The sequence below is a fragment of the Ruminococcus sp. XPD3002 genome (assembly GCA_900119535.1).
In the GTDB taxonomy this organism is placed as follows: Bacteria; Bacillota; Clostridia; order Oscillospirales; family Ruminococcaceae; genus Ruminococcus; species Ruminococcus flavefaciens_H.
In genome coordinates this window covers 112,793-139,102 of record FPJT01000006.1, presented here as the reverse complement: position 1 = coordinate 139,102, position 26,310 = coordinate 112,793, and the positions used below count along the sequence as shown (strand labels likewise).

At 42.8% G+C, this 26,310-nt stretch carries 26 protein-coding genes and 1 tRNA gene; 14 read left to right on the top strand and 13 right to left on the bottom strand.

Annotated features, from left to right (window positions below):
* Positions 1–6 precede the first annotated feature (6 nt).
* From hisI to BT127_RS17165, 5 genes are all read left to right on the top strand, one after another.
* Positions 7–351, top strand: a complete 345-nt coding sequence (gene hisI / locus BT127_RS16255) for a phosphoribosyl-AMP cyclohydrolase (protein ID WP_082334943.1) — start codon at positions 7–9, stop codon at positions 349–351.
* 3 nt (positions 352–354) lie between these two features.
* Entirely contained in the window at positions 355–693 is a 339-nt protein-coding gene (hisE, locus tag BT127_RS16250; RefSeq protein WP_082334942.1) for a phosphoribosyl-ATP diphosphatase, read from the top strand.
* Between the two features lie 20 nt (positions 694–713).
* Positions 714–854 (top strand): hypothetical protein, encoded by a 141-nt coding sequence (locus tag BT127_RS16765; RefSeq protein ID WP_175541930.1) that lies wholly within the window; start codon positions 714–716, stop codon positions 852–854.
* Between the two features lie 2 nt (positions 855–856).
* Positions 857–1,105, top strand: coding sequence for a GIY-YIG nuclease family protein (locus tag BT127_RS17170; RefSeq protein WP_318257190.1), 249 nt, complete (start codon positions 857–859; stop codon positions 1,103–1,105).
* A 123-nt stretch (positions 1,106–1,228) separates the two neighbouring features.
* Complete coding sequence (locus tag BT127_RS17165) at positions 1,229–1,639, top strand: hypothetical protein (RefSeq protein WP_318257189.1); 411 nt, start codon at positions 1,229–1,231, stop codon at positions 1,637–1,639.
* Between the two features lie 165 nt (positions 1,640–1,804).
* Here BT127_RS17165 and guaA read toward each other — a convergent pair whose 3' ends face one another.
* The 8 genes from guaA to secA all read right to left on the bottom strand — a co-directional run bounded on the left by guaA (position 1,805) and on the right by secA (position 11,497).
* On the bottom strand, positions 1,805–3,355 hold the full coding sequence (guaA, locus tag BT127_RS07115; RefSeq protein ID WP_075424339.1) for a glutamine-hydrolyzing GMP synthase: 1,551 nt from the start codon (positions 3,353–3,355) through the stop codon (positions 1,805–1,807).
* A gap of 510 nt (positions 3,356–3,865) precedes the next feature.
* Positions 3,866–3,954 (bottom strand) — tRNA-Ser (locus BT127_RS07110).
* A 99-nt stretch (positions 3,955–4,053) separates the two neighbouring features.
* Positions 4,054–5,304 carry a GTPase HflX gene (gene hflX / locus BT127_RS07105; RefSeq protein ID WP_075424338.1) on the bottom strand — a complete coding sequence of 417 codons (1,251 nt, stop codon included), beginning with the start codon at positions 5,302–5,304 and terminating at the stop codon, positions 4,054–4,056.
* 15 nt (positions 5,305–5,319) lie between these two features.
* On the bottom strand, positions 5,320–5,976 hold the full coding sequence (locus tag BT127_RS07100) for an XAC2610-related protein (protein ID WP_075424337.1): 657 nt from the start codon (positions 5,974–5,976) through the stop codon (positions 5,320–5,322).
* Entirely contained in the window at positions 5,973–6,860 is an 888-nt protein-coding gene (gene hslO, locus BT127_RS07095) for an Hsp33 family molecular chaperone HslO (RefSeq protein WP_075424336.1), read from the bottom strand. Before hslO ends, BT127_RS07100 begins: the two co-directional genes overlap by 4 nt.
* Positions 6,861–6,870: 10 nt before the next feature.
* Positions 6,871–7,629, bottom strand: coding sequence for a class I SAM-dependent DNA methyltransferase (locus BT127_RS07090; RefSeq protein WP_075424335.1), 759 nt, complete (start codon positions 7,627–7,629; stop codon positions 6,871–6,873).
* 63 nt (positions 7,630–7,692) lie between these two features.
* A complete protein-coding gene (locus BT127_RS07085) occupies positions 7,693–8,676 on the bottom strand; it encodes a hypothetical protein (RefSeq protein ID WP_075424334.1) in 984 nt (327 codons plus the stop codon).
* A 58-nt stretch (positions 8,677–8,734) separates the two neighbouring features.
* On the bottom strand, positions 8,735–11,497 hold the full coding sequence (secA, locus tag BT127_RS07080) for a preprotein translocase subunit SecA (RefSeq protein WP_075424333.1): 2,763 nt from the start codon (positions 11,495–11,497) through the stop codon (positions 8,735–8,737).
* A 356-nt stretch (positions 11,498–11,853) separates the two neighbouring features.
* On the opposite strand from secA, the gene rsxC reads away from it, so the two are divergent.
* Genes rsxC through BT127_RS07045 form a run of 7 tightly spaced genes read left to right on the top strand, consistent with a single transcriptional unit; the run spans position 11,854 to position 17,153 of the window.
* Positions 11,854–13,131, top strand: a complete 1,278-nt coding sequence (gene rsxC, locus BT127_RS07075) for an electron transport complex subunit RsxC (protein WP_075424332.1) — start codon at positions 11,854–11,856, stop codon at positions 13,129–13,131.
* A 12-nt stretch (positions 13,132–13,143) separates the two neighbouring features.
* A complete protein-coding gene (locus tag BT127_RS07070) occupies positions 13,144–14,094 on the top strand; it encodes an RnfABCDGE type electron transport complex subunit D (RefSeq protein ID WP_075424331.1) in 951 nt (316 codons plus the stop codon).
* Positions 14,084–14,617: an RnfABCDGE type electron transport complex subunit G gene (locus BT127_RS07065; protein WP_075424330.1), complete on the top strand. Its 534-nt coding sequence runs from the start codon at positions 14,084–14,086 to the stop codon at positions 14,615–14,617. The genes BT127_RS07070 and BT127_RS07065 overlap by 11 nt, the downstream gene beginning before the upstream one ends.
* Positions 14,604–15,290: an electron transport complex subunit RsxE gene (rsxE, locus tag BT127_RS07060; protein WP_075424329.1), complete on the top strand. Its 687-nt coding sequence runs from the start codon at positions 14,604–14,606 to the stop codon at positions 15,288–15,290. Before BT127_RS07065 ends, rsxE begins: the two co-directional genes overlap by 14 nt.
* On the top strand, positions 15,287–15,865 hold the full coding sequence (locus tag BT127_RS07055) for an electron transport complex protein RnfA (RefSeq protein WP_075424328.1): 579 nt from the start codon (positions 15,287–15,289) through the stop codon (positions 15,863–15,865). The genes rsxE and BT127_RS07055 overlap by 4 nt, the downstream gene beginning before the upstream one ends.
* Before the next feature lie 12 nt (positions 15,866–15,877).
* Positions 15,878–16,687 (top strand): RnfABCDGE type electron transport complex subunit B, encoded by an 810-nt coding sequence (locus tag BT127_RS07050; protein ID WP_075424327.1) that lies wholly within the window; start codon positions 15,878–15,880, stop codon positions 16,685–16,687.
* 19 nt (positions 16,688–16,706) lie between these two features.
* A complete protein-coding gene (locus BT127_RS07045; RefSeq protein ID WP_075424326.1) occupies positions 16,707–17,153 on the top strand; it encodes a hypothetical protein in 447 nt (148 codons plus the stop codon).
* A 203-nt stretch (positions 17,154–17,356) separates the two neighbouring features.
* On the opposite strand, the gene BT127_RS07040 is transcribed toward BT127_RS07045, so the two are convergent.
* Positions 17,357–17,836, bottom strand: coding sequence for a TspO/MBR family protein (locus BT127_RS07040; protein WP_175541929.1), 480 nt, complete (start codon positions 17,834–17,836; stop codon positions 17,357–17,359).
* Between the two features lie 59 nt (positions 17,837–17,895).
* Complete coding sequence (locus BT127_RS07035) at positions 17,896–18,558, bottom strand: metallophosphoesterase family protein (RefSeq protein WP_075424324.1); 663 nt, start codon at positions 18,556–18,558, stop codon at positions 17,896–17,898.
* Between the two features lie 202 nt (positions 18,559–18,760).
* Here BT127_RS07035 and gltX point away from each other — a divergent pair, with 202 nt between their 5' ends.
* Positions 18,761–20,212: a glutamate--tRNA ligase gene (gene gltX, locus BT127_RS07030; protein WP_075424323.1), complete on the top strand. Its 1,452-nt coding sequence runs from the start codon at positions 18,761–18,763 to the stop codon at positions 20,210–20,212.
* Between the two features lie 48 nt (positions 20,213–20,260).
* On the opposite strand, the gene BT127_RS07025 is transcribed toward gltX, so the two are convergent.
* The 3 genes from BT127_RS07025 to BT127_RS07015 form a co-directional block, all read right to left on the bottom strand.
* The gene (locus tag BT127_RS07025) at positions 20,261–21,664 is read right to left on the bottom strand and encodes a sodium-dependent transporter (protein ID WP_075424322.1); all 1,404 of its coding nucleotides are present in this window, start codon (positions 21,662–21,664) and stop codon (positions 20,261–20,263) included.
* Positions 21,665–21,697: 33 nt separating this feature from the next.
* Complete coding sequence (gene cysK, locus BT127_RS07020) at positions 21,698–22,624, bottom strand: cysteine synthase A (RefSeq protein ID WP_075424321.1); 927 nt, start codon at positions 22,622–22,624, stop codon at positions 21,698–21,700.
* A 142-nt stretch (positions 22,625–22,766) separates the two neighbouring features.
* The gene (locus tag BT127_RS07015) at positions 22,767–24,386 is read right to left on the bottom strand and encodes a spermidine synthase (protein WP_075424320.1); all 1,620 of its coding nucleotides are present in this window, start codon (positions 24,384–24,386) and stop codon (positions 22,767–22,769) included.
* 232 nt (positions 24,387–24,618) lie between these two features.
* Between BT127_RS07015 and BT127_RS07010 the strand changes: the two genes are divergently transcribed.
* On the top strand, positions 24,619–26,304 hold the full coding sequence (locus BT127_RS07010; RefSeq protein WP_075424319.1) for a putative bifunctional diguanylate cyclase/phosphodiesterase: 1,686 nt from the start codon (positions 24,619–24,621) through the stop codon (positions 26,302–26,304).
* Positions 26,305–26,310: the final 6 nt, after the last annotated feature.

Sequence of the window (26,310 nt, the reverse complement as noted above, 5' to 3'; positions counted from 1 at the left end):
GGAACTATGATAAAAGTTGATATGAACGATCTGGATAAATTCTTCGTAAAGGGAGAGCTTATCCCTGCGATATGCTACGAGGTCAACACAAAAACAGTGCTGATGCTTGCCTATATGAACAAGGAAAGTCTTAAAAAGACATTGGAAACAGGTTATACATGGTTCTGGAGCAGATCGCGTCAGGAGTACTGGAATAAAGGCGCAACTTCGGGACACTTGCAGAAGGTGATCTCGATATACGGCGACTGCGATAACGATACACTTCTGGTTAACGTAGAGCAGACGGGAGTTGCCTGTCATACAGGAAGCTACAGCTGTTTCTTCAATGAATTATATAATACGGAGGAATAAAAAATGACAGTATATCAGGAAATATTTGAGGTAATAAAAGAAAGAAAAAAGCAGTACGAAAACGGTACAGCTGCTGAAAATTCATACACATGCTATCTCTTTGACAAGGGCGTTGACAAGATATGCAAGAAGGTGGGCGAGGAAGCTACAGAGACAGTTATAGCTGCAAAGAACGGCGATAACGACGAGCTTATGAATGAGATAAACGATCTTCTCTACCACGTAATGGTCCTCTGCGCTAATCAGGGACTTGAATGGACTGATGTTGAGAGAGTTCTCGATGAGAGAAACGAGAAGATCGGTAATCTTAAGAAGTTCCACGAAGTAGACAAGAATACTTGATTTCCGCAAAGATGTCAAGTTTGCTTGAACCTTGGGAGGAAATGGCTCAGAAGTACCGCAATGGGAAGTTCAGCCGTAAGAAATACGACCAGTGGAGATACAGGTATCTGAGATCGGAGGCATACAGAGTAAAACTTAACTCAAAAAGCAGTGAGGAGTAAATATGTTTGGAACCGTTATAATTGATGCCTATTCAAAAGATGAAACAGAAGCACTTGCAAATGCAATAGATGATATTTGTTGCCCTAACGATAATTACGGATGGGCTTCAGCAGGAATCTACTGTTTTTGGGATTATAATACTCATGAAGTCTTGTACATTGGGTTAGCCAGTGATTTATATGAACGCTTTAGACAACATAATGGTTTATTACCTATGCAGAACGAAGGATGTAAATACGAACAAATCTAAGAATACTTTAAGTCTCATACAAAGCTCGGTTATTCTATTTTTGTTCAATCACCGTTATCACAACCTATTGTTCATAGAAATAAAGATTACTATGAACAATTTGCCGCAGAGAACCACGTCGATTTGAAGAATTATACAACCGAACAAGGAATTAAAGATATAAAAAGAGTTGAAGGTATCCTGATCGAGGCATATAGAAAAAGCTACGGACACTTTCCAAAATGGAATAAGGTAGGAGGTTCAATAGAAGGACAACAGCGTGTAATGAAACATAATATAAATATTGTGAAAAGCTTTAGCAATCCTCAATTGTTTGAGATGAATCCAATTGTTTCAAGGTCAACTATTAGGGAACTATCAGATAATCCAACATATGAAGGCTTTGAGAGTTTTCTTCATGCTGTTAGAATGTGCGTGTTATTATTTGGAATGGATTATTATGAAGCTCTAAAGTTCCATAATGAGCATGATTCATTTGGTTGGTATCATCGAATGTGTTCCGAAGGATATATGAATAAAAAACTTATAGTATAACAAAAAGAGCTATCCGATTCCAATATGAATCAGATAGCTCTTATCTTTTCAGACAGAATATTTATAACTGTTGCCGATAATCGAGAAATGTTGCCAAAACGTTGCCATTCAGCTTAACTATGTCACGAAAAGCACGGTATTACGCCGTTTCTGAGGTTTTGCTTATTATTCCCACTCCACAGTTCCCGGAGGTTTTGAAGTGATATCGTACACAACGCGGTTAACGTGTTCGACCTCATTTGTAAGGCGGTTAGAAACACGAGCGAGAACATCATAAGGAATACGAGCCCAGTCGGCTGTCATGAAGTCGTCGGTAGTAACGGCGCGGATAGCGATAAGGTGGTCATAAGTACGGTGGTCACCCATAACGCCGACGGTTCTGACGTCGGGGAGGACAGCAAAGAACTGTCTGAGCTGATCTTCTATACCGCTTTTGCGTATCTCATCGCGGAAGACTGCATCAGCTTCCTGAAGGACTTTTATTTTATCTTCAGTTATTTCACCGAGAATACGAACACCGAGTCCGGGACCGGGGAATGGCTGACGCCATACAAGGTCATGAGGGATGCCGAGCTTTTCTCCGACTTTTCTTACCTCGTCCTTGAAGAGGTCGCCGAGGGGTTCGATAACGCCTGCGAAGTTGATATCATCTGGCATTTTGACCATATTATGGTGAGTCTTGATAACAGCGGTACTGCCGTGACCTGCCTCGTTGCCCTTGCCTGATTCTATACGATCGGGGTAGATAGTACCCTGTGCAAAGAATCCGTCGGTACCCTGTTCACGTATCTTATCCCAGAAAACATTATAGAACTCGGTACCAATGATCTTGCGCTTCTGTTCCGGATCTGTAACGCCCTTAAGAGCTTTAAGAAACTGTTCCTTACAGTTGACACGGACGAAGTTCATATCAAAGAGCTTAGTGAATGTGTTTTCAACGAAGTCGCCCTCGTCCTTACGCATAAGTCCCTGATCCACGAACACGCAGGTAAGCTGCTTACCAACGGCACGGCTGAGGAGACCTGCAGCAACAGAAGAATCAACACCGCCAGAGAGACCGAGGATGACTTTTTTATCTCCGATCTGTTCGCGGAGTTTAGCGACTGTATTTTCAATGAAATCGTCCATTACCCAGTCGCCTGTAAATCCACAGACATCATAAAGAAAGTTATGGAGGATCTGTTTACCGTATTCACTGTGAGTAACTTCGGGGTGGAACTGAACAGCGCAGAGCTTCTTGTCCATATTCTCGAAAGCTGCACAGGGACAGTCCTCGGAGTGTGCGGTAACGGTGAAGCCCTCCGGGAGCTGACTTACGAAGTCGGTATGACTCATCCACACTGTATTGGTCTCGGGAACATCCTTGAAGAGGACGCCGCCGTTCTGGTTAATATCGATCTTACCGTATTCACTCTTCTCGCAGCTTTCGACCTTGCCGCCGAGGGTATAAGCCATAAGCTGACATCCGTAGCAGATACCGAGTATCGGTATACCGAGCTCGAATATCTCCTTTGAGATATGTGGAGAGGTCTCGTCATAGACGCTGTTAGGTCCGCCTGTGAAGATGATGCCTGTAGGATTGAGTTCCCTTATTTTGTCGATAGGTGTAGTGTAGCTCTTGATCTCGCAGTAAACGCCGCACTCACGAACTCGTCTTGCGATGAGCTGGTTGTACTGACCGCCGAAATCGAGAACGATACAAAGCTGATTAGCCATACACATCCTCCTTAAACTTACCGCATTACGGCTGCGGAAACCGAAATGTATATTTTTATTATGCCATATTTTGCGGAAGGATGCAAGTGGTTTGGTGAAATTTGTCAGTATATATAAAAAAAGTGTTGATACTGCGGCGAAGGATAACATCTGGACAATGCGGACAGGGGAGAGAGGATATGGTGAACAACACCACGAACGGAAGTAAAAAGAGAAAACTGTTTTAAGGCACTCTTTCGTTATCTATCGACCATACGAAAGTGTGTTACAATTTGGCAAGGGGACTGCCATCAACGTGTACAGTTATGTGTACAGCGAAAGCAAAAAGAGCATAGTGCGGAGATGACAGCTAAATCGCCTTCAAACGAATCAACAGCCGTATAACATTAACTGAAAGGCACTATCAGTTTCCTCACAAAACAGTCGGTCATTATTCAATCAACTGTGTTATAACAAAAAAAATCCGCCTCTCAAAAAGGCGGAACTACGCGGAATACTCCGCATTTGGCTTGGCGCAGTGGGTGGGATTCGAACCCACGTCCCTCAAGGGGCATCATGATTTCGAGTCATGTCCGTTATGACCACTTCGATACCACTGCATATAAAGTCGTAAATCGACTTTAATATTATAACATAATAATCAAGATAAATCAAGTGCTAAAATAAAAAATAAAATTATAACTAAATACGGATAATGCTTACTGATGAAGAAACTGTTCCGCTTCCTTGATAAGCTTTATATCTACAAGGGCATCGATAAGAGTACCGTTTTCGGTGTATTCCTCGGTAAAAACTTTACCTTCAGCTCTTATTCTGCTGATGAGAGAGGACTTGTCATAGGGGATGAGAAGATTCATTCTTCTTGCTGTTTCCGGGAGATTTTTTATAATGCAGTCCATAAGTTTATTAAAACCGCTGTGATGTTTTGCGCTAATGATTACGTGGTTATCATCCTCGAAAACTGTATCAGTATCCGGAACAGCATCAGCTTTATTATAAACGATTATCTGCGGTATACCGTCACAACCGAGTTCAGAAAGAAGCTGTGAAGTAACTTCTGCATGCTGTTCTCTGTCAGGAGATGACAGATCCTGTATGTTAAGGATGAGGTCAGCGGAAGCGGCTTCTTCAAGAGTTGACTTGAAAGCTTCTACAAGGTGGTGGGGGAGTCTTCTTATCAGTCCGACCGTATCGATGAGCATTACGTTTCTGCCATCGGGTAATTCTATTGAACGTGAAGTAATATCAAGCGTAGCAAAGAGCATATTTTCGGCAATAACTCCTGCATCGGTCAAAGCGTTGAGCAGAGTGGATTTTCCAACGTTTGTATAGCCGACAATTGCAGCACAAAGAACACCGTCCTTTTTTCTTCTTGAACGGGAAAAAACACGGTGTTTTTTCATTTCTTCAAGTTCTGCTTCAAGGTAGGAAATACGTTTGCGGATATGGCGCTTATCTGTTTCGAGCTTTGTTTCTCCGGGACCTCGTGTACCTATACCGCCTCCGAGCCTTGACAGGGAAGCACCCATACCTGTAAGACGAGGCAGTCTGTACTTCTGTTGTGCGAGCTCGACCTGTATCTTACCTTCCTTTGTCTTGGCTCTCTGAGCGAATATATCGAGTATCAGTGTAGTTCTGTCTATTACGCGGATACCGAGGATGTTCTCGATATTACGGACCTGTACACCAGTAAGTTCGTGGTCGAAGATCACGAGATCTGCTTCGAGAGCATCAAGTTGTTCCTTCAGCTCTTCGAGTCTTCCGGAACCCATACATGTAGCAGGATCGTAGTTGGGACGCTTCTGGATTATAGTACCTACAACATCAGCATTTGCAGATGAAGCAAGTTCAGCAAGTTCATCCATAGAAGCTTCTGCATCAAATTCACCTGTATCTACACAGGCAAGAACAGCTTTTGCAGGAACGTCCTCTATTTTATTCTCGTACATCAGTTACCTCCTGTATCACTCGATAATTGTTTCATCGAGATATGGCTGATCGAATTTATTGTATTTGTAAACATCAGTATGTGTTTTTGTATTATCGAAAATATCGGGATAGACTTCTCTTTTTTCAAAAGCCTTCAGCTTTTTATCCTCCCATTTATAGAGAACAGTACGTTCGATATTTCCAACAGGATATGTAGCACTCAGGGTATTATCGGGATTGACTACCATAAATCTGCCAACTTCGTTAAGGGACTCAGACTCCTTGAATGTCTCTGATGAAGGATCAAAGGTATAATAATCTCCGAGATTATCGGGATGACCGTAATAGTACACGAATACATCGTAGTAGCCGTCAAGGTCGAAATCGCTGATAACAACGTCGTTTTCGGTAGGCGGATCCTCGGCAGGAAACTGAAGATCAATGGTTTTGACTACCTGTTCATCGAGGAGAAGCTCAAGCTCATTTCCTGTAAAAGCGTAGGAAAGTCTTTTGGGTGGTGGTGCAGTTGTAGTTTCGGTCAGAAGGGGAGTGATAGCATCAGGTGATGGTGTTGTGGAATTATAGACCTTGAAATTTCTTGCATCGACATGCTCTTCTGTATTTACGTTTTTTGATGAACAAGAACAAAGTAATACAGGGAGAAAAGACATAAGTATAGTATATTTTTTCATTCTTCGGAAGCTGCTCCTTCAGCGAGTCGTCTGATCTCATCGGGAGTAAATACGTAGTCTTTGCCGCAGAAATGGCATGACACAGTAGTGTCCTTATTCTCGGCAGCTATACTGTTTAGTTCGGTCTTTCCGATACTGATAAGTACTTTTTCTGTACGTGAACGGCTGCAGTCGCACTTATACGCAGGTCTTGCAGTGTCAAGCTCGTTAGGTGAAAGACCTTTAAGCAGCATATCAGCGATCTCCTCAGGAGTTACACCCTCATCGAGAAGTGCAGATACGGGACGCATATTCTGTACGTTCTGTTCAATCTGGTCAATGCATTTTTCATCGGCAAAAGGCAGAAGTTGTACAAGGAAACCGCCTGCTGATTTAACAGAAAGATCTGTATCGACCAGTACACCAAGAGCGCATACGGTAGGTATCTGCTCACTTGTTGCGTAGTAGCTTGCGATATCCTCGGCTATTTCACCTGATACAAGCGGTATAACACCTACATATGGTTCACGGAGTCCCATGTCCTTTACAACCGAGAGAGTACCGTCTCTTCCGACTGCGCCTGCAACATCAAGTTTACCCTTTGAGTTGAGCGGGATCTCCACTACAGGATTATTGACGCAGCTTTTAACGTTTCCGCGGCTGTCAGCAACAGCTACAAGCTGACCTGTAGGACCATCTGCATCTATACGAAGAGTAATGCTGTCCTCATCGCCTTTGAGCATATATCCCATAAGTGAAGCGGCGATTGAGAGTCTGCCGAGAGCAGCAGTAACAACAGCGGAAGTGCCGTGTATCTTTTCGATCTCCGAAACAATGTCCTTAGCATCGAGAACAGCTGCAAAAGCAGAACCGTCCTCTGAAATTGCTCTGTATAAATAACCCATAAATAACTCCTTAAACTTTTTTTCTGCTTCTTGCGGCGTAGACTATCCTCTGAGTATTATCAACGGGGGAGTCGAAGGAATCGTCGCCGAATTTTCCGATAATATCCATTCCAACTTCGTCGAGGATAGCTTCGATGTCCGCTTCACTGTATGCAGCTTCTGAGAAATCATCGGAGCTTCTCTCGTAAAGACCATTTTCAAGACGTTCAAAGAATTCAAGATGCATCTTTACTGAATCCGTTGAAGTATCAAGAGAGTTCTCCCAGACACAGTAAACGTTATCGGTCTCGTAAGTGAAGGTATTATTCGCAAGGACGCATCTGTGCTTGTAAACGGTATTGATGTCAAAAATGAAGAGTCCCTGCGGTTCGGCAAAAAGAGCGACCTTCTCAAAGACCTTTCTGACATCGTCAAGTGACTGAAGGTGATTGATGCTGTCAAGAGCGCAGACAGTAACATCTATAGTACCGAACATATCGATATTACGCATATCCTGGCAGAGGTACTGTATATTCAGACCGCTGTCAAATTTTTTCTCTATAGCGATACCAAGCATTTCATCCGAGTTATCGACACCGATAACGTCATAGCCGAGTCGCGCCATTTCCTCGGATATACTTCCCGTACCGCAGGCGAGATCCAGCAGTATCATTCCTTCTGTTGTCTTGTATCGGTTTATTATCTCGTTGAAATACAAGGCACGTTTTCTGTAGTCGATATTAGCAGTCAGTTCGTCGTAATATCTTGCAAAAGCGTTATAGCCCGACACCTGATCTCCTCCGATCTTTCCGTAAATCACAGGGCGGATCAGTATATCCGCCCTGAATCAAGATTATTCCTGTGTAGTGTTATCCTGCGGAGCATTTTCCTGTGGAGTGATGTCCTCGGCTCCGAGGTAAGAGTTATCCTCTCCGAGAAGGATGTGCTGCTTCATGTACAGTTTTTCTGCACCGTTTTCGATGGTATAGAAATCCTTGTATACCTGACCGTCAACGCCTGTATACTGTTTATCTCTTCCCTTAAGAACGAGAGAACCGCCTTCCCAGCTGTAGTATTTGTCCTCATACTCAACAGCATTAGTTTTATCGTGTACAGTGAGTACGCCGTCATTAGCGTTTGTCTGGACAAGATTGTTGAGGGCGTTCAGCTGATCCCACTCAACATAGGAATCTGTATTAGGATCATACCTGAAGTATTTTCCCGGAACATTAGATGTACCGATCTGAGTAGGTACGAAGACGTCCTTATTAAGGTCGAAATCAAAGTCTTCCTCGATTATATAAGTCTGAGGAGGCTGAGTTGTATTGAGAATAGCAGCAGTGTCAACGTTAAGGAGCTGTTTTTTCTCTCCGTTAACATAGAATGCAACACCGTCAGTGCCTACAACGAACTTGTCGGTTATAACTCTCTCTGTGGGAGCCTGAGTAGGTGCAGGAGTTGGCGGCTGTGTCGGAGCGGCAGTAGCAGGCTGTTTATTGGTTCCGCCCTGATTGGTGATTATGCGTCCGCCTGACGAAACGCTGCCGGTTTTTGTGTTGTTATTAGTTTTACCCTTTGCAGCAGCTGAGGTAAGTTTTGCAAGCTCCTCGGGACTGCGGGTTGTAAAGGAAGTCTTAGCCTTTGTTGTATTGGTTGACTTTTCTTTCTTGTCTTTATCTGCTGAAGTGGTACGTGCAGGATCCTCTGCTTCGTCGGTAGATGCTGATTCTGTAGTATCATTGATCACAGGAGCTTCGGATGAGTGGATATCTGGTTCAACACGTCCGCAGCCTGTAAGAAGACCAAGGCAAAGTAATGTTAAAGCAAATTTTTTCATATTGTCACCTCAAAATAAAGGGCGACCGCAGCCGCCCTGTTTTTATGGACAGACAGGCTTAGCTGTTAGCCTTATCCTTTCCTTTACAGCACTTTTTATACTTTTTACCGCTTCCGCATGGGCATGGATCGTTATCGCCGATTTTCTTTGAGCGAACAGGCTCATCGCTGAAACTGCCGTCACCTGCGCCTGCATTAGGAGCATCGGGTTTAGCGACCTGTTCTCTCTCGGGAGCTTCATTCTTCTGTAATCTGATAGTAAGGAGAGCACGCACAGTGTCTTCACGTATAGAGTCGACCATAGCATCGAACATCTCGAAACCTTCGTATCTGTACTCGATAACAGGGTTTCTCTGACCGTAGGAACGAAGACCGATACCCTTCTTGAGCTCTTCCATATCGTCGATATGAGCCATCCACTTTGTATCAACAGTTCTGAGGAGAACAACACGCTCGAGCTCACGGATGACATCACTGCCGTATTCTGCTTCCTTAGCCTGGTATATCTCGCCGCACTTTTCATTGAGGGCGTTCTTGATATCTTCTCTTGTAACGCTTGGAAGTTCATCGTCCTCAAATGAAAGATCATCAGGACCGATGAGCCAGCCGTTGAAGTATTCCTTAAGTCCAACGATATTCCAGTCGTCTCTGTTATCCTCGTCAACAAGGTAAGTATCGACTGTAGTGGAGATAAGGTCTTCCATCATCTTCAGGATGCTCTCGTGGAGGTCTTCTCCGTCGAGAACCTGTGAACGCTGCTTGTAGATTATCTCACGCTGAGTATTCATAACATCATCGTAGCTGAGGACGTTCTTTCTGATGCTGAAGTTACGTCCCTCGACCTTCTTCTGTGAAGACTCGATGATCTTTGTGAGGACCTTGCTTTCGATAGGCATACCTTCGTCAACGTTGAGAGTCTTCATCATTGACTCGAGACGGTCGCCTGCGAAGATACGCATAAGGTCATCTTCAACAGAGAGGAAGAAGCAGCTTTCACCCTCGTCGCCCTGACGTCCTGAACGTCCGCGGAGCTGATTGTCGATACGTCTTGATTCATGACGCTCTGTACCGAGGATATAAAGACCGCCTGCCTCACGGACCTGAACAGCCTTTTCCTTAACTTCTGCATTGAACTTATCATAAAGCTCTCTGTAGAGCTTTCTTGCATCAAGAACTTCCTGATTGTCTGTATCTGCATAACCGATAGCCTCAGAAATAATCTCTTCGGGGATCTCGCGCTTACGCATTTCAGCACGTGCGAGGAATTCAGCGTTACCGCCGAGCATGATATCGGTACCACGTCCTGCCATGTTTGTAGCGATAGTAACAGCACCGTATTTACCAGCCTGAGCAACGATCTCAGCTTCCTTAGCATGGTGCTTAGCGTTGAGGACTTCGTGCTTAATGCCCTTTCTCTTGAGCATAGCAGAAAGGAGCTCTGATTTTTCGATAGATACGGTACCAACGAGGATAGGCTGACCTTTCTCGTGGCATTCGATGATCTTGTCTATGATAGCTGAATACTTACCCTTTTCTGAGCTGTAAACCTGATCGTTGTGATCGATACGGATTACAGGCTTGTTGGTAGGTATAGCGATAACGTCGAGTTTGTAGATCTCCTTGAACTCGTCTTCCTCAGTCATAGCAGTACCAGTCATACCTGAGAGTTTATTGTAAAGACGGAAGAAGTTCTGGAAAGTAATAGTAGCAAGAGTCTTTGATTCGCTCTTGATCTTAACGCCTTCCTTAGCCTCGATAGCCTGATGCAGACCGTCATTGAAACGACGTCCCATCATCATACGTCCTGTGAACTCATCAACGATAACGATCTCGCCGTCCTTGACAACATAATCGATGTCTTTCTTCATGATACCGTTAGCCTTGATTGCCTGGTTGATATGGTGGAGAAGAGTCATGTTCTCGGGAGCCATAAGGTTATCTATCTGGAAAGCCTTTTCAGCCTTCTTAACACCGCGCTGAGTGATAGTAGCTGTCTTAGCCTTTTCATCGATGATATAGTCGGCAGTTTCGCTTATCTCATCCTGGTCAGCCTTATCGTCCATTTCAACTACAGTGATAGGAGTGAGCATCTTAGCAAATCTGTCAGCGATAGAATAAAGCTCAGTGGACTTGTCGCCTCTTCCTGAAATGATAAGAGGAGTACGAGCTTCATCGATAAGGATAGAGTCGACCTCATCGACGATAGCAAAGTTAGGTTCACGCTGAACTCGCTGCTCCTTATGAGTTACCATGTTATCACGGAGGTAATCGAATCCGAGCTCGTTGTTTGTACCGTAAGTTACATCACATGCATAAGCCTCACGTCTCTGATCGTTTGTGAGACCGTGTAGGATACATCCGACAGTAAGACCGAGGTATCTGAGAACCTTTCCCATTTCCTCAGCCTGAGTCTTAGCGAGGTAGTCGTTAACTGTAACAACGTGAACGCCCTTGCCTGAGAGTGCATTGAGGTATGAAGCAACACATGCAACGAGAGTTTTACCTTCACCGGTTCTCATCTCAGCGATACGTCCCTGATGAAGAACGATAGCACCGATGATCTGAACGGGGTAAGGCTTCTTTTCGAGTACACGCCAAGCAGCTTCTCTTACAGTAGCAAGAGCCTCGGGGAGTATATCATCGAGAGTTTCACCTGCTTCGAGTCTGTCCTTGAATTCCTGGGTTTTTGCCTTAAGATCGGCATCTGAGAGCTGCTGATACTCTTCATCGAGAGCAAGAACTTTATTTTTAATAGGTTCGATACGCTTCAGTTCCCTGTTGCTGTAGGCATTAGCGCCGAACACACTTTTGAATAATCCCATTTATTTACCGCCTTTACATTAAAATTGTTATGCTACAATAAAATTGGTATACATATAAATCTATTTTACATCAAATAGTACAATTTGTCAATAGCAAATAAAAAAATAAACGAAATAATAACTATAGACGATTCAGAAAGTCGAATTCAAAGCAGATAGGGCGCTGAAAAAACGGAGAACAACCGATTATTCAGAAATCGGAGCAAACAATATTTTGATATATCTTTCACAAAGATTGTGGTACTATTTTGAAATTTTATGTGAAAAGGACTTGAAAAAAAGTCGCAGATATTATATAATAAAAAAGTATGGGTTTATCATACAATTGAATCAAGACTCATAATTAGGAGGAAATAATGAAGAAACTAAACGGATTAAAGCTTAATCACCGTAAAAATACGGAAAACAGTGCGACCGTTGATCTTCCTGTTCCGAAGCATGTAAAGATCCCCATGTCGATGCATATGGGCGCACCGTGTCAGCCTCTTGTAAAGGTCGGAGATACGGTATGTGTTGGTCAGAAGATAGGCGAAGCGGAAGCTGCCTTCAGCGTGCCTGTACATTCAGGTGTATCCGGAAAAGTAACCGCTGTAACGGATTACCAGACAGCTGTAGGAAGTGTCTGTAAGGCAGTTGAGATAGATTGTGACGGAGAGCAGACTATATCCGACGAGGTAAAACCTCCCGTAATAACCGACAAGGAAAGCTTTCTTAAAGCTGTACGTGAAAGCGGTGCATGCGGACACGGCGGCGCAGGTTTTCCGACTTATATAAAACTGAATCCTAAAACACCTGTGGACACTATTATAATCAATGCGGCAGAGTGCGAACCGTATATAACAGCAGATTACCGTGAGATGATCGAATCTCCCGAGGACGTAATAAACGGTATAAAATACATAAAAGATATACTCGGTATAAAGAACGCTAAGCTTGCAATAGAGAACAATAAGCCTCTTGCGATAAAGAATTTCACGGAAATGGCTGCTAATGACGACACGATAGATATTGTAACGCTTCCTTCGTCTTACCCTCAGGGCGCTGAAAAGGTAATAATCTATAACTCCACAGGGAGGATAGTCAAGGAAGGTGAACTCCCATCAGATACGGGTGTAATTGTTATAAATGTGTCAACCCTTGCTTTTCTTTATAGATATGTAAAGACGGGTATGCCGCTTACCGAGAAACGTCTTACCGTTGACGGCAATGCAGTTGGAGAACCCAAGAACGTAAGAGCAATAATCGGTACGAGTTTCAGGGAGATACTTGAATTCTGCAAGACTGATATAGATGCTGTAAAGAAACTCATCGGCGGAGGTCCTATGATGGGTATGTCCATACCTGATTTAGATATGCCTGTAGTTAAAACGTCAAACGCAGTTCTTGCGATAAAGACCTATGATGAAAGAAAGACATCAAACTGCATAAGATGCGGAAGATGCGTGAACGTCTGTCCTCTGGGACTTATGCCTGCGGAAATAGACAGAGCATACAAGATAAAGGACATAGAATCATTAAAAGCTTTAAAAGTAATGTTGTGCATGAATTGCGGAAGCTGTACATATGTCTGTCCTGCGAACAGAAAGCTTGCAGAGACGAATCAGCTTGCCAAGGCACTTATCCCGAGAAAGTGAGGCAGCTGATATATGAACAGACTTATCGTTTCACCGTCACCTCATGACGAGAATTACACAAAAACTTCCACTATAATGCTGAATGTTATAATAGCGCTTTTACCTGCACTTGCAGCGGGATGCTATTATTTCGGACTTCGTGTACTGCTGGTTACAGCTGTATGTGTCATCAGCTGTGTTGTATTTGAGTTTCTTTGCCGCAAGATGATGAAGAGAGAAAACACTATCGGTGACCTCTCGGCTGTTGTAACAGGTGTCATATTAGCAATGAATCTTCCTGTAACACTTCCTTTGTGGATAGCAGTTATCGGTTCATTCGTAGCAATAGTCATTGTAAAGCAGTTATTCGGCGGTATAGGACAGAACTTCGCTAACCCTGCGATAACAGCACGTATAGTTCTTATGGTATCTTTCCCGTCAGCTATGACCAACTGGGTAGCTCCGTTCTGGTACAAAACTGCGGACGCTGTTTCATGTGCTACTCCGCTTGGGCTTTCGGGAACTACCAATGAATACCGTGTACTTGATCTTTTCCTCGGCAACTGCGGCGGATGTCTTGGCGAGACCTGCGCTCTTGCATTACTCATCGGCGGTCTTTACCTTGCCGCAAGAAAAATAATTTCACTTGCCGCTCCGCTTTCATTTATCGGTGTACTGTTCCTGCTTTCACTTTTCTATTACGATTCTTTTGACTATGCTCTTTACGAGATACTTGCAGGTGGTGTATTCCTCGGTGCTTTTTTCATGGCTACCGATTACGCGACTACTCCTATTTCACGCAAAGGCAAGATAGTTTTCGGTATCGGATGCGGTATAATCACTTTTGTAATAAGACAGTTCGGCTCATATCCTGAGGGCGTATCATTCTCTATACTTATTATGAATGTTCTTACGCCTTATATCGAACAGCTTACACGTACAAAGGTACTTGGTGCAAAGGAGGCGGAGAAGAATGAAGGATAATATCATCCCATCAATAGTTCTTACGCTCATTTGTATTATAGCGGCTGTACTGCTTACTTTTGCACATGAGCTTACAAAGACGAATATCGCCGAGCAGAAAGCACTGCGTTTCAACAGCAGTGTTGAGTCCCTTTTCGGTAAAACAGAAAGCCGTCTTATCGATGACAACTTCGGAAATGACAGCATAAAAGCCATTGCGGTTACTCCTGATGGAAAGACTGCTGTACAGGTCTGCACTGACGGCTACTCAAAAGAGGGCATTAATATCCTCGTAGGAATCGACGAGAATGGAGCGGTTTCAGGTATCGAATTCGTATCACTTGGTGAAACTCCCGGACTTGGCTCCAAAGTAAGAGATATCCCTGATTTCAGGGAGCAGTTCTACGGCGAGTCTGCTTATCCCGTCGAAGTGGATGCGATCAGCGGCGCTACTTTCTCATCAAAGGGTATGCAGACTGCTGTAAGTACTGCACTTGAAGTGTACAATAACAATAAGGAGGCGATCATAAATGGCGGAAAATAAAAAGACTCCAATTCAGGAGATAACCAAAGGCATAATCAAAGAGAATCCGACATTGGTGATGCTTCTTGGAATGTGTCCCACACTTGCTGTCACAACTCAGGCAGCAAACGGTATAGGCATGGGACTTGCAACAACTTTCGTGCTTCTCGGTTCAAACATAGTAATATCTGCGCTGAGAAACGTGATACCTGATAAGGTCAGGATACCTTCCTTCATCGTAATTATCGCAAGCTTCGTAACACTTATCGGATTCCTTCTTGAAGGCTTCGTACCGAGCTTGTATGAAAGTCTCGGAATATATCTCACACTCATTACCGTTAACTGTATAATCTTCGGACGTGCGGAAATGTTCGCAAGCAAGAACGGGATATTCGCTTCAGCCTGTGATGCTATAGGTATGGGCATAGGTTTCACACTTGCGCTGTTTATTATGGGTTCTGTACGAGAGATAATCGGTTCGGGACAGTGGCTGGGAATGGATATACCTGTTATACACAGCAATCCGATGCTGATATTCATTATGCCTGCGGGAGGATTCTTTACCCTTGGCATGATAATAGCCGCAGTCAATAAACTGACCAATAAAAAGCCGCCTGCAGAGATAAGCTGCGGAGGCTGTGAATCCTGTCCAATGGCAGAAAACTGCAGCGGAAAGGGGAGTGCTGAAAAATGAGATCACTTCTTATAATACTTCTTTCAGCAATGCTGACCGATAACTTTGTACTTGCGAAATTCATGGGTATATGTCCATTTCTTGGAGTATCGAAAAAACTGGACAGCGCTTCGGGAATGGGAATTGCTGTAACATTCGTAATGATATGCGCCACAATGGTAACTTATCCCATACATCACGGTATACTCGTACCAAACGGACTTGAGTACTTCGATACAGTTGTATTCATCCTTGTTATAGCTCTTTTCGTTCAGCTGGTAGAGACAATGCTGAAAAAATGCATTCCTTCACTCTACAGTTCACTTGGCGTTTACCTTCCGCTTATTACTACAAACTGTGCAGTACTTGGTGTTACTGTCCTCAACATAGACAATAACTATAGTTTTATCCAGTCAATAATTAATGCACTGGGAGCAGGTCTCGGATTCATGCTTGCACTGGTTATATTCTCAGGTGTAAGAAAGAAAATGGAGTATGCAGATATTCCCGAGACTTTCAAAGGCGTTCCTGCAACTCTCATAGCAGCATCGATAGTTTCAGTAAGCTTCATGGGCTTCTCTGGACTTTTCAGCTAAGGAGGTGCATCTATGACTTATCTGATACCAATAATCATTCTTGCAGGCTGCGGACTGCTGGCAGGTGTGCTTCTGACTATTGCAGCAAAGGTGTTTTACGTAAAGACCGATGAGAGAGTTGCAAGAATTAGTGATGCTCTTCCACAGGCTAACTGCGGCGCATGCGGATATGCAGGATGTTCGGATTACGCAAACGCTGTAGTAAACAGTGGCGCAGCAACTAATCTGTGCAGACCGGGAGGTGCTGATGCAGCAGGAAAGATAGCTGAGATACTTGGTGTAGCTGCGGCTGACGTAGTTCCAATGACCGCAGTAGTTCACTGCAACGGTAACTGCGATGCGACATCTCCGCAGTTTGACTTTGATGGAGTACAGTCCTGTAAGGCTGTAAAGCGTTTCTATAACGGCAGCGGTACATGTAAATATGGCTGTATAGGACTCGGTGACTGTATGGACATATGCGAGCAAGACGCAATATCAATTGTTAACGGCGTAGCAAAAGTTACACCTTCATTATGCGGTGCATGCGGACAGTGTGCAGAAGTCTGTCCAAATAAGCTTATATCTATAAAGCCTCTTTCAGGACATGTTGACGTTCTCTGCAGCTCGAAGGATAACGGCAAGGTAACAAAGCAGTCCTGCAGCAACGGATGCATAGGATGTAAGATGTGCGAGAAAAAATGTGCGTCGGAAGCAATAAAAGTTATTGATTTTCATGCCGTAATTGATTATAATAAATGTATAAGCTGCGGCGAGTGCGTAAAGGTCTGTCCTGTAAAGGCGATTCACAGCTGTATGGTCGCAGCCGAACAAAAAGACTGATAAAAAGGAGGATAAATAAATGAGTTTAATGGAAGAAAACATGAAAGTCCCGCTTAATATCGAAGACATGTGCAATGAAGCAATAGATCTTGCAGCAAAGATGAATGTAAAGCTCGGATATGAACCCGAGGATGTCATCGTTATCGAAAAGATACTTAACGAGTGCCATGAAAAATATGCGCAGAACAAAATGGAACAGAAAGTTGCATGGAATCTTGCGTGTTTGTATGGAGTAATGGTAGGCGAGATAATGCTGAGAAACGGTCTTGCTGAAAAAGGTTTTCACTGGACTCCCGACAGAAATGCATTTATTCAGGATGACAAGGATATGTCACTTGCACCTGTACGCAAAGCCTATAAGCGCATAATAAACGGAGTTGAAGACAATATCCTCATGTTCTATAATTTCACGATGCAGGCGGTTTTCGGTGATATCGACCTTAACGATTATGTTACCCGCGAATAAAAAAATCTCCCCGATAAGGGGAGATTTTTCTGTTATCTGCATCCGCCGCAGCAGTTTCCGAAGAAGCAGCTGAAGAGCTTTAACAAATTATTGAAGCACATATTCTTTACCTCCTGATAAGTATTGTCCTTTCGGGGACAATTACATTATACCAGAGTATCTGAGTTAAATCAATGAATAAATGCTGGGAAAATAATTTCCTTTTATTTCTGCGTATTGAGGATAAAATTTGCGATCGCAAGATACGATGCAAACAGACTCCACAACAGATAGGGAATGTTCAGAAGTGCAGCTTTACGGTTGACCTTCCTGAATACGATCACCATAAGCGCTACGAGAATACTCAGCAGAACTGCTGTGAATGCTGCTGCGCCAAGATTCTGAAACCTGAAAAATATGATGCTCCAGGAAAAATTTACCGCAAGCTGTACTGCATAGACTATCAGAGCTTTTGAACGATTTGGATCGTGTTCGTTACTGTATATAAGATAAGCCGACCAACCCATAAGCGCGTACAGCACCGCCCATACTATCGGGAACAGTGCAGCAGGAGGGGAAAGGGGCGGCTTTGTAAGACTGTCGAAAAAATCGGAGTATCCTCTTGACAGAAGTGCGGATACAACTCCCACCAGTTCGGCAGAAACGATAAAAATTATCAGGTCGCTCCACTTTACTTTTTTCATTATCTCACCTCATTTCCTGATATAGAATATGCAGGAAAAGGATGAAATATACTTGTATATTATTTGAGCGGAGTTACATTATTGAAGAGCGCATAAAACTTGATAGGTATATGTTTATCGATGTGGCATTTGCCGAAAAACCATTTTTCGTACTTGCAGGTCTTGATAATATCCTCGAAGAAAGCGTGTACTTCCAGTCGCTGAAAAACATCAACTCCGAGACAGTCCTTAAGTGATGCAGGCGGCTCATGGGTGATGATGTAGTCAACAGTGTTGTTGTGCTTTTCGAGATTGAGCATTGCTTCCTTTATCTCTTCATGGGTAGGCTGTTCACGTTCCCACCAGTCCTGATTACGGCGGAAATCAATATCCTGACTGTGTCCGCCGCCGAAAGTAAATATCTTCTTGTTTTCGATAGTGTATATCTGTCCTCGCATAAGGTGGACTATATTCGGAGCGATAACTCTTGCCATTCCGCCGTTCCATGTGGACTCGGGGAATTTTTCAAGTATATCAAAGTTTTCATGGCATCCGTCAACGAAAGCTATGGTAAAATCCTTGCTGCGCAGTTTTTTCAGTACCTGTTCTTCTTTTTTTGAACCATCCCAGAAGAAACCGAAATCACCGCATACTATCAGTGTGTCGCCTCGTCCGAGTTTTTTTATCTGAGGATCTTTGAATCGGCTGTAGTCGCCGTGTGTATCACCGGTTGCATAGATCATGTTTTGTTACCTCCGTTTTCTTTCTGTATAATATTGTACCATATTTTTTCTAAAAGGTAAAGGGGGAGAGCGGCAAAATATAAAATAAATATATTGACATTGTACACTTATTTTTAGATTATGGACGATTATGACTTGAAATACTCTGCGGTTTGTGATATAATCTAAGTTGTACCAAAACACATTATGAAAGGATGCTAACATGTCAAATACAATAAAAACACGTTTTGCCCCCTCACCGACAGGCTATATGCACATCGGAAATCTGAGGACTGCACTTTATTCTTACCTTCTTTCCAAGTCTCAGGGAGGAAAATTCATCCTGAGAATAGAGGACACCGATCAGGAACGCCTTGTTGAAGGAGCTACAGATGTTATAATCAAGACACTTGAAATGACAGGTATCGATTACGATGAAGGTCCCGGAGTAGGCGGGGAAAATGGTCCTTATATACAGAGCGAGAGACTTCCTATTTACAAGGAATACGCTGAGCAGCTTGTAAAGAGCGGTCACGCTTATTACTGCTTCTGTACTCCGGAAAGGCTTGAATCCCTTAAGGATGACAAGGGAATAGGCGGATACGACGGACACTGCCGTGATCTTTCCGCAGAGGAGATAGAGAAGAATCTTTCTGAGGGAAAGCCTTATGTTATCCGTCAGAGGATGCCTGATGAGGGAACAACTTCATATGTAGACCTTGTATATGGTGAAGTAGTTATGGATAACTCTGAGCTTAGAGATCAGATCATGATTAAGGCTGACGGATATCCGACATACAATTTCTGTCATGTTGTGGACGATCATCTTATGGGCGTAACTCATGTAGTACGCGGAAATGAGTATCTTACATCCACACCGAAATACTGTCTTCTTTATGATGCGTTCGGCTGGGAACGTCCGAATTATGTACATCTACCGCTTCTCATGGGTAAGGATGAGGACGGAAATGTTTCCAAGCTTTCAAAGCGCCACGGCGCAGTTAGCTTCCAGGATCTTGTAAATGACGGTTATCTTCCCGAAGCTATCGTGAACTACATTGCACTTCTCGGCTGGTGCCCAAAGGATACAAATCAGGAGTTCTTCACAATGGATGAATTAAAAGCAAACTTCTCTATAGAAGGACTTAGCAAATCTCCTGCTGTTTTTGATTACGAGAAGCTGAAGTGGTTCAATTCCGAGTACATAAAGAAGCTTCCTGATGACGAGTATAACGAGAAGGCGCTTCCTATCCTTAACGAGTTATGCGAAGACTACATCAATACAAGGAAGCTTGGTGAGCTCCTCCATACACGTATTTCATCATTCAGTGAGATAAAGGATCAGGTAAGGTTTGTTACATCACGCCTTGAAATGACTGATGATCTATATACAAACAAGAAGAACAAGACCACTCCCGAACTTTGCAAGGGTATACTTGAAGATTGTCTGCCTAAGCTCAGGGAAGTGTCAGACTGGAACAACGATACGTTATTTGCACTTCTTAAGGATTATTCAGCTGAAAAGGAACTTAAGGCAGGCGCAGTAATGTGGGCTGTACGAGTTGCTATCGCGCGTCAGGGAATAACTCCTGGCGGTGCTACAGAGCTTATGGAAGTATTCGGCAAGGACGAAACAGTTTCCAGAATAGAGCAAGCTATAAATGAACTTCAGTAAAAAATGCATAAAAAAGAGCCTCTTTTAAAGAGGCTCTTTCGCTTTATATCAGATATCTGTAACGAATGGCGTGAGCAGTATGATTATCATACATATCGGACAGAATACTTTTATCATTATGCGGTAGAGGTGAACCGAACGGAACTTGTCACCATTAACTTTTACTTCGTCCTCAACGTATTTTGTCTTTATAACATAGCCGAAGAGAATACAAGTAAAGAAGGCGAGTATCGGCATGAAGATGTTATTGGAGATAAAGTCGAAGAAATCAAGTATCTGCATACCCATGAGTTCAAAATCTGACCATACGCTGTAGCCCATTACAGAAAGCATTCCAACGATAATCGTGAAAGCGATAACAGCAAAGCAGCTTACCGAACGACTCATCTTTGTTTTTTCCATAACTGCTGCAACAACTGTTTCCATAAGTGAAATGGATGAAGTAAGAGCAGCAAGTGAAACAAGAAGGAAAAATGCAGCACCTATGATCTGACCACCGGGCATACTGTCAAATACCTTAGGAAGAGTTATAAACATGAGTCCGGGACCGGCATTAAGTGCAGCAGGATCTCCTTTTGAGAAAACGAACACAGAAGGAACAATGACCATTCCTGCAAGGAAGGCAACAGCTGTATCGAATACTTCTATCTGTCTTACAGAACCTTCAAGTGAATCTGATTTACGCATATAAGAACCGTAAGTTACCATGATTCCCATAGCAAGTGACATTGAGTAGAATAGTTGTCCGACTGCGGCAGCGATCGTTTTAAGGAGTTTAGTAACAGTAAAATCAGTGAAATCAGGAAGAACATAGTATTTAAGACCGTCCATAGCACCGTCCATAGTGAGTGTATAACCTGCTATGATGATGATAAGTACCAGAAGTACAGGCATAAGGATCTTGCTGACTTTTTCTATTCCCTTTTCAACACCGAGAAGAACAGCAACAGAACCTATAAGGACATACAGTACAAAGAAAAGCGTAGGTTGTCCCAGTAGGCTTATGTAATGCTCAAAAAATGTGAGAGATGATCCTGAACCAGCAGCAAACTGCGAATTTGCTGCATCTCCGCCGTTACCTGTAATGAACATGCACATGTATTTAAGCACCCATCCGCCTATAACGCAGTAGTATGGAAGGATTATCGCAGGAACTGCGGCAGCAAGCCAGCCAAGCGGAGCAAAACGCTTGTCCGCTTCCTTGTATGCGCCAAGAACACTTTTACCTGTTTTACGTCCGAGGGCTATCTCAGTAAGCATCATTGTAAAACCAAATGTAATGGCAAGTATAAGGTAGATAAGGAGGAAGATACCTCCGCCGTATCTGGCAGCAAGATAGGGGAATCGCCATATATTTCCGAGTCCGACAGCAGATCCTGCGGCTGCAAGTATGAAACCGATCTTTGAACCGAATCCTCCTCTGCTGTTTTCTGTTTTAGTGTCACTACTCATATCAAATCTTCCTTTCGTCAGTTATGAATGTCTTCAGTCGAACAGAGGAGTCGAGAAATATCTCTCAGCTGTATCCGGGAGAATTGTTACAACTGTTTTGCCTTCGCCGAGCTTTTCTGCCATTTTAAGAGCAGCCGCAACATTTGTACCGCTTGATATTCCGCACATTATACCTTCAAGCTCTGCAAGTTCTTTGGCTGTTCTGATTGCATCTTCATCAGTAACAATGTGGATATGATTGTATATTTCGCGGTTGAGAATAGAAGGGATGATTCCGTCACCAATACCCATCTGAAGGTGAGTACCTATAGTACCGCCTGCGAGTATCGCAGCGTGTTCAGGTTCAACAGCCCATATTTCCATTTCGGGGTTCTGTGACCTGAGAGTTTCACCAATACCTGTAATAGTTCCGCCTGTACCGATACCTGAGCAGAAACCGTCTATTTTGCAGGCAGTCTGTTCAAGGATCTCGAGTGCAGTATAGTATTTATGTGCACGGGTGTTGTTTACGTTCTCGAACTGCTGAGGAACGAACACTCTTTCATCGTTTGCGGCCATTTCAAGGGCAGTATCAAGGCATTTCTGGATGCATTCTCCGATATCGCCGTCATCATGGATGAGAATGACTTCTGCACCGTAATGCTGTACGAGCTTTCTTCTTTCCTCACTCACCGAGTCAGGCATAATGATTATTGTCTTATAACCTCTAACTGCACCTACAAGTGCAAGACCGATACCCTGATTTCCGCTTGTAGGCTCTACGATTATGGTATCATCTTTGATTTTGCCTTCTTTTTCAGCATGCTTTATCATATTGTAAGCAGTTCTTGTTTTGATCGAGCCGCCTACATTAAGTCCCTCGAATTTAACAAGAATATCCGCATTACCGGGCTTATTCATTCGATTGAGTTTTATGATAGGGGTATGTCCCATAGCTTCGAGAATGTTATTATAGATCATTACATACGTCTCCGTTTCATTTTATTTCGTTTAAGACCAACATTTTTATTATAACATGAATTTATATCAAAATCAATACTATTCCCTACAAAACACAGGGTTTTGAGGAAAAAAGTGGTCACAGTCAGATTTACAGACAGTGTCAACCTATGACTCCTTGGATGCCCTCCTCCTTGAAACGTTCTCTGTAGTAGACGAGTTCATCCTGTATAAGGTCATCTATAACGCTCATGCCAAGAAGTTCAACAGGAGCTTTGTCGTCTGTAAGGATGAGATCACCGCCTTTATACGGCACGAGTGAGTCGTTCACTTTGCTCATAAGCTCATAGAGTTCGGAGTTCTCCGTTTCAGCAGCTCCCTGTGTGAAATTGGAGATCATGTCATCTGAACAGGATGCAAAAAGCTCTCTGTTAGTTGAATTCGGAACATCTACGGTGTACACGTTGTCAAAGCAGGAAGCTATAGTGTCAGAGAGATAGGAATTGATTCCGTCGGACTTCTTTGAACGCATATTCATATTTACGACCATAACTCCATTGGGTTTTAGATGAGCCTTTACAAGTTCAAAGAATTCCTTAGAGGACATCTGAAAAGGGATAGTTATATCCTGATAAGCGTCTACCATAATAACATCATACTGCTTTGATGATACATTAAGGAAAGCTCGTCCGTCATAGGTTGTAACTTTAACACTTTCGGGAAGAGCAAAATACTCTCTTGCAAGATCGGTAATCCTGTCGTCAATTTCCACGCCCTCAGCTTTTACATTATCAAAATATCTCATGCACTGAGTAGCATACGTGCCTGTACCCATACCAAGGATAAGCATATCGCAGTTTTCGGCTCCTGACATAAGAGGTGCAGCCATTGCATAGTCGTAGTACATACCGGTCAGTTCGCCTGATTTCATATACACAGACTGTACTCCGAAGAGCACATTTGTAGAGAGCGCTGTCCGATAATCATCATCCTTTACTTGAAGATAGTTGTAAACCGATTCACCTTCATAGGCCAGATCTTTTTCCCAGAAAGCAAAATTCAGCTTGTTGCCGACAAGACAGCATACAAGGAAAAGTGCAGCTGCCGAACTTGTTTTAACAGCACCTCTGTGTGCGGAAATGAAATAAATAACAGCAAGTGCAAGCAGAATCCCTGCGAATATCAGAAAAGTTACAGAAGTTCCGACTGTGGGTATAGAAACAAAAGTTGGGATGAATGTTCCGATGATGCTGCCTATAGTGTTAAAAGCACCGAGAGTTCCAACTGTTTTTCCGCTTTCGTCGAGACTATCAACGGTGTATTTTACAAGTGAAGGTGTAACAGTACCAAGAAGGAATAGGGGATAGACAAATACTACCATACAGGTTATAAAAGCAGCCCAGATAAGGAAGTTAGTATTTACGGTTACAACAAGCAGTGCAGATACTCCGATAACGGCGAATTTTCCGAGGAAAGGGATAGCAGCTATCCAGATTGCTGCAACGAGAATACGCTTATAAAGGTTATCGGGATCAGGGTTCTTGTCTGCACTCTTACCGCCGTAGATATTACCAAGAGCCATAGCTATCATGATAGTACCTATTATGATCGTCCAGACTATCTGCGACGAACTGAAATACGGTGCAAGAAGGCGGCTCGCACCGAGTTCCACTGCCATTACGGACATGCCTGCGAAAAATTCAGTCAGATAAAGATACCATTTATTCTGAAGTATTGCTGCTCTTTTTTTGGTTGGCGGATTTGATTTATTATTTTTACTCATAAAGCACCTCTGAATGTTTTTTACTTATTTTTCTCATTAATTATATCATCAAGTATAAAAAAAGTAAAGTTTTTTCCTGTTTTTATCACTAAAGTTAGTGTTTGTTCTTTGTTTATTCATACAAAATTGAACAATTTTTCTTTTACATTATCGCAATATATGATATAATATTAGTTAAGAGCAATTTATGTAATCTCTTACCGTTACTAATTGTGAGAGGGGTAATCTTGACATGAATGAAAATGATATTCTCAGTGCTTTTGAGGATTTCCTTATAAACATGAGCAAACTTTCCGAAAGTCGTGAACCAAGAACAGATGAAGCGTGTAAAAAAATATGCGAAAGTCTTCGTGTTGGTAAAGCGGATGTTCTTTTTTATGATTCACCCGAAAAGGAAGGCACAGAGGACTATGCTGTTTTTGAAGTTTATGACAGCCACGTATCTGTAGATGAACCTTCTGTAGTTGTGCGTAAGAAGACACCGATAGGGAACATTGTATTTTATCGTTTTTTCAGGTCCGATGAAAGCTATAAGTGGTCCAATGATGAGGAAAAGACGATTAATCTTCTCGCATCGATGCTGTTTGTTTTCCACGGAAGACTTCGGCTTATCGAGATGAATCATGCTATGACATTTTTCGATGCGGATATGAATATCTATAATCTGAAGTATTTCCTTCGTCATCTGGGCGAAATGATAGACAGGAAAATAATTCTCGGTTATGCTGCGATATACTTCAATCTCAGGCGGTTTTCCGTAGTTAACATGCAGATAGGCAGAGTAAATGGTACAGAGTCCATGAAAAAGTATATTGATTTGATAACATCCAAAATATCAGGGGACGAGCTTATATGCAGGATCGGCGGTGACAACTTCGCTCTGATAATTAAAGAGGAAAAGCTTGACGAGATAATTGATATTTTCAATGGTACATCCATAGTCTACGGAAAAGAACCTTGGGAATACATAAATATCTCTGCATCAGCGGGTATTTACAAATTAAACGGAGATGTTTCTGCAGATTCTCCTACAGAGATCATGGACAGAATCAGCGTTGCCCTTGTTCAGGCAAAGGCAATGAAGAGCAAACATATTGCGTTTTTTGACAGGAAAATGCTTGAAAATAATGAAAAGTCTCTTAAGATAACAGCTGATTTCCAGAACGGTCTCGAAAACAACGAGTTCCTTGTATACTATCAGCCTAAGATCTCGACATCTACACTTGAAATAGTCGGAGCTGAGGCGCTTTCGCGCTGGAAACGCGGTGATAAGATTGTCTATCCTGGAGATTTCATCGAAACTCTTGAAAGAGATATGAATATATGCAGACTTGATTTCTATGTTCTTGAAAAAGTCTGCAAGGATATCAGAAGATGGCTTGATCAAAGAAGAAAGGCTGTCAAGATATCAGTGAACCTTTCACGAAGGCATCTTGCCGATCCTGAACTTCTTAAGCATGTTATCGAAATTATCGAAAGAAATAACATACCGCACGAGTACATAGAGATAGAACTTACTGAAACCACTTCGGATCTTGAATTCCAGGATCTTAAGACATTTATAAAAGGACTTCAATCACAAGGTATTTCCACTTCAGTTGACGATTTCGGAGTTGGCTATTCGTCTCTTACACTGATAAAAGATATCCCATGGAATGTGATGAAAATAGATAAAAGTTTCCTTTCCGATTCTAATGAGCCTTATGATCCCAAGAAAATGATAATGCTCAAGCACGTTGTTGCGATGGCAAGAGACATGGGACTCGAGTGTGTTGCGGAGGGAGTAGAGACACGTCAGCAGCTTGAATTGCTGAGATCACATTGCTGTGATACGATACAGGGTTACTATTTTGATAAGCCTCTCCCTGTTGATGAGTTTGAAAAGCGGCTTGATAATGCTGCTTACTATATAGACTGATCATAA